The 11,833-nt window shown below is 69.2% G+C and carries 9 protein-coding genes and 1 pseudogene; 2 read left to right on the top strand and 8 right to left on the bottom strand.

Annotated features, from left to right (window positions below):
* Positions 1-116 precede the first annotated feature (116 nt).
* The 8 genes from mutM to ACX28W_RS43105 all read right to left on the bottom strand — a co-directional run bounded on the left by mutM (position 117) and on the right by ACX28W_RS43105 (position 8,607).
* On the bottom strand, positions 117-977 hold the full coding sequence (mutM, locus tag ACX28W_RS43140) for a bifunctional DNA-formamidopyrimidine glycosylase/DNA-(apurinic or apyrimidinic site) lyase (RefSeq protein WP_459005561.1): 861 nt from the start codon (positions 975-977) through the stop codon (positions 117-119).
* A gap of 108 nt (positions 978-1,085) precedes the next feature.
* A complete protein-coding gene (gene rnc, locus ACX28W_RS43135; protein ID WP_459005560.1) occupies positions 1,086-1,940 on the bottom strand; it encodes a ribonuclease III in 855 nt (284 codons plus the stop codon).
* A gap of 19 nt (positions 1,941-1,959) precedes the next feature.
* On the bottom strand, positions 1,960-2,133 hold the full coding sequence (gene rpmF, locus ACX28W_RS43130) for a 50S ribosomal protein L32 (RefSeq protein WP_006139588.1): 174 nt from the start codon (positions 2,131-2,133) through the stop codon (positions 1,960-1,962).
* 2 nt (positions 2,134-2,135) lie between these two features.
* Entirely contained in the window at positions 2,136-2,789 is a 654-nt protein-coding gene (locus ACX28W_RS43125; protein WP_459005559.1) for a YceD family protein, read from the bottom strand.
* A gap of 163 nt (positions 2,790-2,952) precedes the next feature.
* Entirely contained in the window at positions 2,953-4,032 is a 1,080-nt protein-coding gene (locus ACX28W_RS43120) for an ATP synthase F0 subunit B (RefSeq protein ID WP_459005558.1), read from the bottom strand.
* A 132-nt stretch (positions 4,033-4,164) separates the two neighbouring features.
* Positions 4,165-4,644: a pantetheine-phosphate adenylyltransferase gene (coaD, locus tag ACX28W_RS43115; protein WP_362070825.1), complete on the bottom strand. Its 480-nt coding sequence runs from the start codon at positions 4,642-4,644 to the stop codon at positions 4,165-4,167.
* Between the two features lie 26 nt (positions 4,645-4,670).
* Complete coding sequence (gene rsmD, locus ACX28W_RS43110) at positions 4,671-5,258, bottom strand: 16S rRNA (guanine(966)-N(2))-methyltransferase RsmD (RefSeq protein WP_459005557.1); 588 nt, start codon at positions 5,256-5,258, stop codon at positions 4,671-4,673.
* A 124-nt stretch (positions 5,259-5,382) separates the two neighbouring features.
* Positions 5,383-8,607 (bottom strand): helicase-related protein, encoded by a 3,225-nt coding sequence (locus ACX28W_RS43105; protein ID WP_459005556.1) that lies wholly within the window; start codon positions 8,605-8,607, stop codon positions 5,383-5,385.
* 163 nt (positions 8,608-8,770) lie between these two features.
* Here ACX28W_RS43105 and ACX28W_RS43100 point away from each other — a divergent pair, with 163 nt between their 5' ends.
* Positions 8,771-10,618 (top strand): HSP90 family protein, encoded by a 1,848-nt coding sequence (locus tag ACX28W_RS43100; protein WP_459005555.1) that lies wholly within the window; start codon positions 8,771-8,773, stop codon positions 10,616-10,618.
* Positions 10,615-11,833, top strand: a pseudogene (locus tag ACX28W_RS43095) (tetratricopeptide repeat protein); the annotation flags it as partial. The gene ACX28W_RS43100 and the pseudogene ACX28W_RS43095, both read left to right, overlap by 4 nt.

The following is an 11,833-nucleotide window of genomic DNA, read 5'->3' as shown; positions in this document are numbered from 1 at the left end:
CCCCTGACACACCATCAGCCAACTACACTCCGGACGACGCCTCTGACCAGACCAGATAGCGAAACGCTGCTGGAGTACTAGAACTTCCGCAGGACTTGCTCAGGACTTCCGCAGGGCTACGGCGTGACGCGCGGCGGGCGCTGGCAGCGCGGGCAGAAGTAGCTGGACCGGTTCATCCAGGCACGCCGCCGCACCGGCGTTCCGCACCGCCGACAGGGCTCACCCTCACGGCCGTACGCGTCGAGCGAGCGGTCGAAGTAGCCCGACTCGCCGTTGACGTTGACGTACAGGCTGTCGAAACTGGTGCCGCCGACGGCGAGCGCGTCGTTCATGACGTCGCGGATGTGGCCGAGGAGTTCGGCGGTGCGCGGCCGGGTGAAGGTGCCCGCGGGGCGTTCGTAGTGCACCTTGGAGCGCCAGAGCGCCTCATCCGCGTAGATGTTGCCGACCCCGCTGATCAGCGACTGGTCGAGCAGCGCGCGCTTGATCGTCGTACGGCGGGCACGCAGGGCGGTGTGGAAGGCGGCATCGTCGAAGAGGGGGTCGAGCGGGTCGCGGGCGATGTGCGCGATGACGTCCGGAAGGCCGTCCGGGGTGTTCTCGTGCAGGGAGAGTCCGCCGAAGGTGCGCTGGTCGACAAAGCGCAGTTCGGTGCCGAGCGCGTCGTCGAAGCGGACGCGGATGCGCAGGTGCTTCTCGTCCGCGGCATCCACGGGCTGCACCAGGAGCTGTCCGCTCATCCCGAGGTGTGCGAGCACGGAGTACGGGGAGTCGTCCAGGGGCAGCCAGAGGTACTTGCCGCGGCGCATGGCCGGTCCGACGCGCTGTCCCGTGAGCGCTTTCGCGAAGCCTTCGGGCCCCGCCAGATGCCGCCGTACGGCCCGCGGGTGCCGCACCTCGACCGATGTCACGGTCCGCCCGCTGACCCAGCGCTCCAAGCCGCGCCGTACGACTTCGACCTCGGGCAACTCGGGCACGGTGCTCCTCCGGGGAAACGGATCACGCTGACGGGTCACGGAGATGTTCGAAACCCCGTCGCGGCGCGGACGCCACGACGGGGTTTCGACCCTGCGGTTACGAAGGAATCAAGCCGTGGCCGGGTCGCTCGTCGGAGCCGAGGGGTCGACAGTCCCCTCGGCGACCTTGGCCGCCTGCTCAGCGGCCTGAGCCACCTGCTCGGCGGCCTGGGCCGACTTCGCGCGTTCGTCCGCGGCGGAGCGGATCGCACGCCACGCGGACTCCGCGGCCTGCTGCTCCGCCTCCTTCTTGCTGCGGCCGGTGCCGGTGCCGTACGAGACGCCTCCGACGCGGGCGGCAGCAGTAAAGGTCTTCTCGTGGTCCGGGCCGGTCTCCGAGACCAGGTACTCGGGAACGCCGAGCCCCTCGGTCGCGGTGAGTTCCTGGAGGCTGGTTTTCCAGTCCAGGCCGGCGCCCAGATTCGAGGACTTTTCGATCAGCGGGTCGAAGAGCCGGTGGACGAGTTCGCCCGCCGCTTCCAGACCCTGGTCGAGATAGACCGCGCCGATCACCGCTTCAAGGGTGTCGGCGAGGATGGATGCCTTGTCCCGGCCTCCCGTGCCTTCCTCGCCCCGGCCGAGCCGGATGAAGGAGCCGAGTTCGAGGTCGCGGCCCACTTCCGCCAGCGCACGCGAGTTGACCACCGCGGCCCGCAACTTGGCCAGCTGGCCTTCGGGCAGGTCGGGGTGGGTGCGGTACAGCGTGTCCGTGACCACGAGGCCGAGCACGGAGTCCCCGAGGAACTCCAGTCGCTCGTTGGTCGGCAGACCGCCGTTCTCGTACGCGTAGGAACGGTGGGTCAGCGCACGCACCAGAAGGGCGGACTCGAGCTTGTACCCGAGCCGCCCTTCCAGAAGCGTGTGGGACGAGGCTGTGTTGTCCGCCTTGTTCTTGGCGTTTGAATCCGCCTTGGCGTCAGACATCAGACCTCTCACCAGCCGCTCAGACCTCGAGGACCTGGCGCTTGTTGTAGGTGCCGCAAGCCGGGCACGCGATGTGCTGCAGCTTGGGCTCGTGGCAGCGCTCGCACGCAACCAGGGTGGGGACCGCAGCCTTCCACTGCGACCGGCGGTGGCGCGTGTTGCTGCGCGACATCTTCCGCTTCGGAACAGCCACGGCTACTTCTCCTGCTTCTCGTCGGCGTGCGCTGATGGAAGCGCGCCGCCGCTCATCTCGTCCTTCTCGCCATCTTCGAGTGAACCGGCGAGTCCCTGCAGTGCCGCCCAACGGATGTCGACGGCGTCATGGTGGTGGTCCGGGTCGTCCGCGAGCCGGGCTCCGCACTCGGAGCACAGGCCGGGGCAGTCGTCCTGGCACACCGGCTGCATCGGCAGTGCGAGCACCACCGCATCACGCAGCACGGGTTCGAGGTCGAACAGGCCGTCCTCGATGAAGAGCGTGTCCTCGTCTTCCTCGGCGTCGTCGGCCGGCTCCGCTTTTACGCGGCCCCGGTCGTCGGCGTCAGGGTACGAGAACATCTCCTGGAATTCCGCTTCGAGTTGCTGCTCGAGCGGCTCCAGACACCTTACGCACTCCCCCTTGGCCCGTGCACGGGCGGTGCCTGTGACAAGCACCCCTTCCATGACCGACTCAAGGCGGAGTTCGAGCTCCACCGGGGCGCCTTCCGGTACTCCGATGACTCCTTGGATCCCGAGATCCTTGGGGGCGTCGATCTCGCGGGTCAAGCGCTGCAGCGCACCAGGACGCCGACCCAGCTCGTGTGTGTCGAACACGAGAGGGTTGCGGTGGTCGAGGCGGGTGTTCAGAGCCATTCCTGCTTTCGATCTTCGAAGCTCGAGGAACGCCACCCCTGGTGTTCCGTGGGCAGCGTTGATCGCGGACGTACACGCGACCGAAGAGCCAGGATACTGGACCTTTCGCTCACGGCCCAATCCGGTGTACGGCCCCGGACTCGTGCGCCGGTGAGCGCCGCCCTCAGTGGCCGCCGCGCCCCTGTTCGTACGCCCGCAGCTGCTCCGCGCTGATCATGCTGGTGTCGAAGAGGCTGGTCTCGTCCAGGGCATGCGCCTGCGGGTCCCCGGCGTGCGTCTGCTGCTGGGCGTAGGCCTGCTGCCCACTCTGGTCGTACGCCGGCTGCTGGTCGTAGCCCTGCTGCGGGTAGGCCGCGTACGGGTCGGCCTGCGGGTAGCCGTACGCGTCCTGCTGGGCGTACTGCTGCTGATAGCCGTACGGATCGGACTGCTGCTGGTACGCGTAGGCGTCCTGCTGTTGCCCGTAGGACGGCTGGGCCGGCACCTCGGGGGTCTGGGCGGGCCGCTCGGGGGCGTCCGAGAGCTCGGCGAGGCCGGCCAGGTAGTCGGCGTCGCTGGTGTGCCGGCCGGGGGTGCCGTCGTCCTCGAAGCCACCCAGTTCGCCCAGGTCGTCGCTGGCGATCCGACCGTGCAGCTTCTGCCTGCCGCGGCCGACCGCCTCCAGGGTCTTGGCGAGGACAGCCTCGAAGGCGCCGAGCTTCACGTCGACGTAGTCGTCGGCGCTGCGGCGCAGCGTCTCGGGGTCATGGCTGCGCTCGGGGGCGTCCTCGTCCTCGTACCCCTGCTCGTCGGTGCCGGGGCCGGTGCCGAGGAGCTTCTCGCGGCCGCGGCCGACGGAGCCGAGGGTCTTGGTGAGGACGACCTCGAAGTTGGCGAGCTTGGAGTCGACGTAGTCGTCGGCCTCGGCGCGGACCTCCTCGGCCTCCTGGCGGGCTTCTGCGAGGATGCGGTCCGCCTCGTTCTGCGAGCGGCGGGCGACCTCGGTGTCGGAGATCAGCGAGCCGCGCTCGGCGTGCGCGGACTCGATGATCCGCTCCGCCTCCAGGCGGGCCTGCTCGACCATCTGCTCGCGGCCGCCGATGAGCTCCTCGGCCTGGGCGAGGGAGCCGGGCAGAGCCTGGCGCACCTCTTCGAGCATCGAGAGCAGCTCGGCGCGGTTGACCACGCACGAGGCCGACATGGGCATGGAACGGGCGCTGCCGACCGCCGATACGATCTCATCGAGCTTCTTCTGCACGTCCACCGTGTGCTCGCCACTCTCTACAGCTGTGTTGGAGACGGACGGGTCGACTGTACGACCACTCCCGCCCCGCCCGACACCGGGTGACGGACTGTCAGGTCCTTGAGGGTTCCTCGCCCCCTCCCCCGTCCCACCTCAGTCCCTCTTCAGGCGCTCCTTGAGCGCCTCGAGGACCACCGGCGGCACCAGGTGGGACACATCGCCGCCCCAGGTCGCGACCTCCTTGACCAGGGAGGACGACAGGAAGCTGTAGGTCGGGTTGGTGGGCACGAAGAGGGTCTCCACGCCCGAGAGGCCATTGTTCATCTGGGCCATCTGCAGCTCGTAGTCGAAGTCGCTGACAGCACGCAGGCCCTTGACGATGGCCGGGATGTCGCGCTCCTTGCAGAAGTCGACGAGCAGGCCGTGGAAGGCCTCGACCTCGACATTGCCGAAGTCGGCGGTGACCTGGCGGATCAGATCGATCCGCTCCTCGATCTCGAACAGGCCCTTCTTGGACTGATTGATCATCACCGCGACGTGTACGACGTCGTAGAGCCTGGAGGCTCGGCCGATGATGTCGAGATGTCCATTGGTGATCGGGTCGAACGACCCGGGACAGACGGCGCGGCGCAACTGAGGTCCCTCGCTCTCCGGTCCGGTCATCGTGCGTCTTCGCACGTAGAGGCGGCGCGACCGTACCAAAACGTCCCCTCGCCGTAACGACGGGCCCGGATCGCGTCGAAACCGTCCGGCCACCTGAATTCGCCGCCTCTGGTGCTGCGCTCCACGGTGACGAGGGCTTGGGCCGCGAGCCAGCCCTGCGCTCGGAGTGTGAGCAGAATCTCGCGAAGATCGTCGTCCGAGACGGCGTACGGCGGGTCGAGGAAGGCGAGATCGTACGATTCCGCCGGCGCCGGCGTCTGGGCGATCTGTTCCGCTTTGCCCGACCTGACCTCGGCGCCGGGCAGGCCCAGTGACTTCACGTTCTCGCGGATGATCCGGGCGGCACGGGCGTCGGCCTCGATGAGGAGGGCGTGGCCGGCGCCGCGGCTGAGCGCCTCCAGGCCGACGGCGCCCGAGCCGGCATACAGGTCGAGCACGCGTTCACCCTCCAGCGGGCCGCCGAGCAGGGACTGCCAGGTGGAGAAGAGGCCCTCGCGCGCCCGGTCGGAGGTGGGCCGGGTGCCGGTGCCCGGCGGGACGGCCAGACGGCGTCCGCCGGCCCGGCCGGCGATCACGCGGGTCATGAGGGTCCTTTGCGCTGGTGGTAGGGGTCGGGTGCGCTGGTGGTGCGTCGGATCCCAGTCTCTCAGCCTCGGTCCGGGTACTGCCTGTCAGCCTCCTCTGAGGGGTGCCTCTCACGGGGGTCTCTCAGCCCTTGTCCAGGTACTGCTCGCGCTCCTCGTCGAGGAGCGCCTCCAGGGCGGTGCGCAGGCCGGGGAGTCCGGTGAGCTCGGGGTCGGCGGCGACGACCGCGGCGGCCTCCTCGCGCGCCTCGGCGATGATCTCCTCGTCGTCGATGACGGTGAGCATGCGCAGCGAGGAGCGGACTCCGGACTGGGCCTGCCCCAGGACGTCGCCCTCCCGGCGCTGTTCGAGGTCGATACGGGAGAGTTCGAAGCCGTCGAGTGTGGACGCCACCGCGTTCAGCCGCTGGCGTGCCGGGCTCGCCTCGGGCATCTCGGTGACCAGGAGGCAGAGTCCGGCGGCGGAGCCACGGCCGACGCGGCCGCGCAGCTGGTGGAGCTGGGACACGCCGAACCGGTCGGCGTCCGTGATCACCATCGCCGTGGCGTTCGGCACGTTCACCCCGACCTCGATCACGGTCGTCGCGACCAGGACGTGTGTCTCACCGGCGGCGAAGCGGCGCATCACGGCGTCCTTGTCGTCGGGCTGCATGCGGCCGTGCAGCACCTCGACCCGGAGGCCCTGGAGGGGACCCTTGGCTAGCTGGTCCGCGATGTCGAGGACGGCGAGGGGCGGGCGCTTCTCGGCCTCGTCCTCGGGGGACTTCTTCTTGCCCTTCTTCGGGTCGTCCTCCTCGTCCCCGATGCGGGGGCAGACCACGTACGCCTGATGGCCCTTCTCCACTTCCTCGCGCACGCGCTCCCACGCGCGCGTAAGGAAGTGCGGCTTGTCGGCGGCCGGGACGACATGGCTGGCGATCGGTGAGCGCCCGGCGGGAAGCTGGTCGAGGACGGAGGTCTCCAGGTCGCCGAAGACGGTCATCGCGACCGTGCGCGGAATGGGCGTGGCGGTCATCACCAGGACGTGCGGGGGCTGCTTGCCCTTGCCGCGCAGGGCGTCGCGCTGCTCGACGCCGAAGCGGTGCTGCTCGTCGACGACGACCAGGCCCAGGTCGTGGAACTGCACCTTGTCCTCGATCAGCGCATGCGTGCCGATGACGATCCCGGCCTCACCGGTGACCAGATCGAGCAGCGCCTGCCGCCGCGTCGCCGCCCCCATGGATCCGGTGAGCAGCACGACCTTGGTGGAGTGCTCGACCCCGGAGAGCATGCCGCCCTCGGCCAGCTCCCCCAGCATCTCCGTGATCGACCGGTGGTGCTGCTGGGCGAGCACTTCGGTGGGCGCGAGCATCGCGGCCTGCCCGCCCGCGTCGACGACGGTGAGCATGGCGCGCAGGGCGACCATCGTGTTGTGCGTCACTGTGAAGTGGTCTGTCACATATGCGTGATCAGGATGAGCCACGCTGATGCACTGCACCGGCTTCCTGCCGACATACTCTACGGTCCGGATTCCTCGCCGGAAGGTGTTGTATTTCGGTCGCGGTCGCATAAACGCCGCCTTGCGCGACAGCCTGAAGGGCACGTACTCGTCAGGCAGCGCGACCGAGACGGTGTAAGCCGCCTTCCTTGGGACCACCCGCGCCCGGCCGCCGAGGGACCGCACCAGCCAGGCGACATCTTCGGCCAATTGCCTGGAAGCAGAGCAGAATGACGCGTCGAGGCCGCTGGGCTTGACAGTCCCATCGGTGTCCATGAGGCCCTGTAGAAGAGACAACCGATTCTTGATCGTCGTGTTCTTGAACTCCGAGGGGACGAACTTGTCGTGCGATGTGACGCCCCAGAGCCCGAGTGAGCGAAGGGTGCTGATCACCGGATTCCTTCGCCCTCCGCCCTTGGGCCCTGCCAGATGAACCATGTAGTCGCACCTGGAACCGGGCACGGGCACGAGCGTGCAATCAGGGGCTACAGCGGCATCGACTGCCTCTCGGATTTCATCGTCCACCGTTGACAGCCGCAGATTGTGCCGGAATGAGCCGTCGCCAAGAAGAAGACCGAAAAGATAGGGATCCAGCGGCGGCTCGGCGTCGCTCCAGAGGTCGACCGGAGTAGCCTGCGGGATGTACCACTTTGAAGATCCGTTTGCCTTATACGTATCCAGTCTGATCTGCCGTGTCGACATCACCTTGGGCGACTGTCCTCGGTCCCAGGCACAGCTGGTACCAACGATCCACAGGTGCTCGTCGTCGCACTCGACAGAGCTGCCGTCGGACAGCACGATTCGCCACACGTCGCGCTCGCCTTGCGGAAAGACTCCGTCCACTGGCGCGAGTTCGCCGGTAGGCACAACGACGATGTCGCCAACAGTCATCTCACCCATGGGCCGGTATCCCCTCGGGGTCAGCACCAGGGAATCGAGGGGTTGAGCCTTCCCGGAACCGACCTCTCCCTGGAGCAGTCGGTGCATCGGATGTTCGGTGGCGAGGTCGTCGAAGATCTCCTTGGAGACGTTCTCCTGCCCCTCGGTGAGGGTGAAGGGCAGCTTGGCGTCGAAGGCCGTGAGCAGGCCGTCCGGCTTGGGCCTGCGGGCCACGGCGGGCAGCTGTGCGTCGGCATACCGGCGGCGGGCCAGGGCGACCTGGAGGACGAAGGCCTCGTCCCACTTGAGGCGGGCGCGGGCGTCGTGGATGTCCGCCTTGGTGTGCGGGCGGTGGATCTTCAGGAGGGCTTCGGGGAGGGAGACCAGACCACGGCCGTCCCGGAGGGAGTCCGGCAGGGGGTCGACGGCCTCCTGGGCGCTGGGCAGCACCGTCTGGACGGACTTGGCGATCTTCCAGGACTCCATCTTGGCGGTGGCCGGGTAGATCGGGATGAGCGCGCCGGCCCAGGAGTCGACGGTCTCGTCGTCGCCGTCGCCGCGCAACAGCTCGTACGCCGGGTGGGCCAGCTGGAGGCGGTGGTTGAAGACGGAGACCTTGCCCGAGAACATCGCGCGCGTGCCGGGCAGGAGATCCTTGTGGGGCTTGTGCACACCATTGCCGAAGAAGACCAGCTGGAGGCGGCCGCTGCCGTCCGTGATGGTCACTTCGAGGCGCTGACCCTTGCCGCGGGGGGCTTTGGACGAGGCGAAGGTGTGCAGGCGCGCGTCGGCGACCTGGGCGACCACCGTCACATGCTCGTCCATGGGCAGGTCGGCGAGGTGCGTGAGCTGCCCGCGCTCCTCATATCTGCGCGGATAGTGGTGCAGCAGGTCACCGACGGTGTGCAGGTCGAGATGCTCGGCCATCACCTTCGCGGTGGGGGGACCGAGCACCTTCTTCAGTGGTTCATCGAGCGCGGGCACGAGATCCATTGCACACCACACCACTGACAATGCCGTATACGTCCTGGAAATCCGCTGGTCAGGCCGGTCGTTCCGGGCCTAGGATGGCGCGCTCCGGCCCTCTTCGCGGTCACCGTCCCCCGGGACCGCCCGACCCCGCGCCGTCGCCCGTCCCCCCACCGGCGCTGCGACGATGGACTCTCAGACTTCTCAGTCATCCCAGACACCTCAGTCACCCCATACGTTCCAGGTCGACCTGCGTGGCCTCGTGGACCTGCTCTCCCACCACCTCTACTCCAGCCCCAAGGTCTATCTGCGCGAGCTGCTGCAGAACGCCGTGGACGCGATCACCGCGCGGCGGGCCGAGCAGCCGGACGCCCCTGCCACGGTCCGGGTGTACGTCGAAAAGGGCGCGGGGGGCACCCTGCGCGTGGAGGACTCCGGTGTAGGGCTCACCGAGTCCGACGTGCACAGCCTCCTCGCGACGATCGGCCGCAGTTCCAAGCGGGACGACGGCCTTCAGGCGGCGCGCTCCGACTTCCTGGGGCAGTTCGGCATCGGGTTGCTGGCGTGTTTCGTTGTCGCCGAGCGAATCCAGGTCGTCAGCCGCAGCGCGCGGACGCCCGACGCGGCGCCCGTGGAGTGGACGGCGACCGACGACGGCTCGTACACCGTGCGGACGCTGCCGCACGAGGCCCGCACCGAACCGGGCACGACCGTGCACCTGGTGGCGCGCGCGGGGGCCGGCGAATGGCTCGCCGAGGAGCGGGTCCGGTCGTTGGCCCGGGACTTCGGATCGCTGCTGCCGTACGACGTACGCGTCGGCGACGAGGCGATCGCGGACCTTCCGGCGCCCTGGGACCGCGCATACCCGAGCCCTGCCACCCGAAGGGTGGCCCTGGCCCGCCACTGCCACGACCTCTTCGGGTTCACACCGCTGGACTCGATCGACCTGAACGTGCCGCTCGCCGGGGTCCGGGGCGTGGCGTACGTGCTGCCGTCCGCGGTCAGCCCCGCCCAGCGCGCGAGCCACCGGGTGCATCTGAAGGGCATGCTCCTCACCGAGCGGGCCGAACAGCTGCTGCCGGACTGGGCGTTCTTCGTGCGCTGCGTCCTGGACACGGACAGCCTGCGGCCCACCGCGTCCCGCGAGTCACTGTACGAGGACGAGACCCTGGCGGCCGTGCGCGAGGCCCTGGGCGAGCGCATCCGGTCGTGGCTGACGGGGCTGGCGGCGGGCGACCCGGAGCGGCTGGCCGCCTTCCTCTCCGTGCACTACCTGGGGGTGAAGTCCCTGGCGCGGCACGACAGCGAGATGCTGCGGACGATGCTGCCGTGGCTGCCCTTCGAGACGACCGACGGACGGCTGTCCCTGGAGGAGTTCGCCCAGCGCCACCCGGTGGTGCACTTCACCCGGACCGTGGAGGAGTACCGGCAGGTCGCCCCCATCGCCTCCGCACAGGGCATCGGCGTCGTCAACGGCGGCTACACCTACGACAGCGAGCTGGTGGAGGCGCTGCCGTCGGTGCGTCCGGGAACGGTCGTGTCGGAGCTGGACGCCGAGACCGTGACGGCGCATCTGGACGCGGTCGACCCGGCCGAGGAACTGGCCCTGTCCGCCTTCCTGGGGGCCGCGCGGGCCAAACTCGACCCTCTGGGCTGCGATGTGGCGCTGCGCGCCTTCCACCCGCTCTCGGTCCCGGCCCTGCACCTGGACGACCGGGCGGCCCGCCACGAGCAGGCCCGCGCGGAGGCCGAGGAACAGGCCGACGACCTGTGGGCGGGCATCCTGGGGTCGCTGCGCGGCAGTGCTCCACGCGCGCGTCTGGTGCTCAACCATCTCAATCCACTGATCCGAAGGATCAGTTCGCTGAACGACCCGGAGCTGATAGGCACCGCCACGGAGTCCCTCTACGGACAAGCCCTCCTGATGGCTCAGCGCCCCCTGCGGCCCGCGGACTCGGCGCTCCTCAACCGCGCGTTCATCGGCCTCCTCGAGTGGGCCACCCACACCGATCCCGGGAAGGACGACCGCCGATGAGCCAGGCCATGGACTTCGACACGCTGCGCCAGGCGATGGCGGACAACCACGAGCAGCCGGAGGGTCCCGCCCGCAACGCGCGCGCGGAGCAACTGCTCGTCGAAGCCGAGAAGTTGAACATTCCACTCGCCGTGATCGAGGCGCTCGGACACCAGCTGCAGGTCTACAACTACAGCTCCGAGAAGGACAAGATGTTCGTCCCCTTCGCGCGCCTGCTGCGCATGTGGGACGAGCGCCCGGAGGACTTCGACGAGTACGAGGTCCACTCGCTGCACTGGGTCTTCAAGTGGATGTCCTCCGGCATGCTGGACCAGCCGCACATTCCGCTCGCCTCCATAGAGAAGTGGCTCGGCGAGATGGAGCACCGCTACCGGCTCGCCGGGCACTCCGAACGAGCCGTGCGCGGGGCCGAGTTCAGCGTCGCCGCCCATCTCGGGGACCTGGAGCGCGCCGAGCGGGCGTACACCGCCTGGCTGGCCGCCGACCGCGACACCATGGCCGACTGCCACGCGTGCGAGCTGCAGAGTCAGGGGTGGTGGCGGACGCAGTGCGACGCGGACGCGGAGGCGCTGGAGCTGTGGCGCCCGGTCCTGGAGGGCGAGTACACGTGCGCCCACGAGCCGCACACCGTCCTCGCGTCCTCCCTGGTCCCCCTGCTGCGCCTGGGCCGCCTGGACGAGGCCCGCGCCCATCATCTGCGGGGCTTCCGGCTCGTCCGCGCCATGGAGAGCATGCGCGACGCGTACGCGGACCACGTGGAGTTCTGCGCGCTCTCCGGCAATGAGGCGCGTGCCCTGGAACTGCTCGCCGAGCGGCCGGCCTACTTCACCGACTCCGGGGACCCGCGCAGCAAGCTCGACTTCATGGCCGTAACGGCCCTGCTCATGGACCGGCTGACCGAGCTCGGCCTCGGCGGGCGGACCGTGCCCGGACCGGCCGGACGCGCGTGGACCGCGGCGGAACTCGCCGTCCACGCGCGCGGGGACGCCCTTTCGCTGGCCGCGCGTTTCGACGCGCGCAACGGAACGTCGTACGTGAGCGAGCGCGCCCGCGTGCGGATGGCCCAGCGGCCGCTGGTGGACCGGCTGCCGTTGGGCGTGCGCTCCACGCGGCACGTGTCGCCGCCGACGCCGACGGGGGCTTCGGCTTCGGCTTCGGCTTCGGCTTCGGCTTCGGCTTCGGCTTCGGCTTCGGCTTCGGCTTCGGCTTCGGCTT

Source organism: Streptomyces sp. SD15 (assembly GCF_054462255.1).
This window is presented reverse-complemented; position numbering and strand designations above follow the sequence as displayed.

Bases quoted from the DNA above. Each gene is read 5' to 3' on its own strand.
- ACX28W_RS43100 (WP_459005555.1), top strand. From the start codon at position 8,771: ATGGACTCTCAGACTTCTCAGTCATCCCAGACACCTCAGTCACCCCAT.
- rsmD (WP_459005557.1), bottom strand. From the start codon at position 5,258: ATGACCCGCGTGATCGCCGGCCGGGCCGGCGGACGCCGTCTGGCCGTC.
- ACX28W_RS43125 (WP_459005559.1), bottom strand. From the start codon at position 2,789: ATGGCTCTGAACACCCGCCTCGACCACCGCAACCCTCTCGTGTTCGAC.
- rnc (WP_459005560.1), bottom strand. From the start codon at position 1,940: ATGTCTGACGCCAAGGCGGATTCAAACGCCAAGAACAAGGCGGACAAC.
- ACX28W_RS43105 (WP_459005556.1), bottom strand. From the start codon at position 8,607: ATGGATCTCGTGCCCGCGCTCGATGAACCACTGAAGAAGGTGCTCGGT.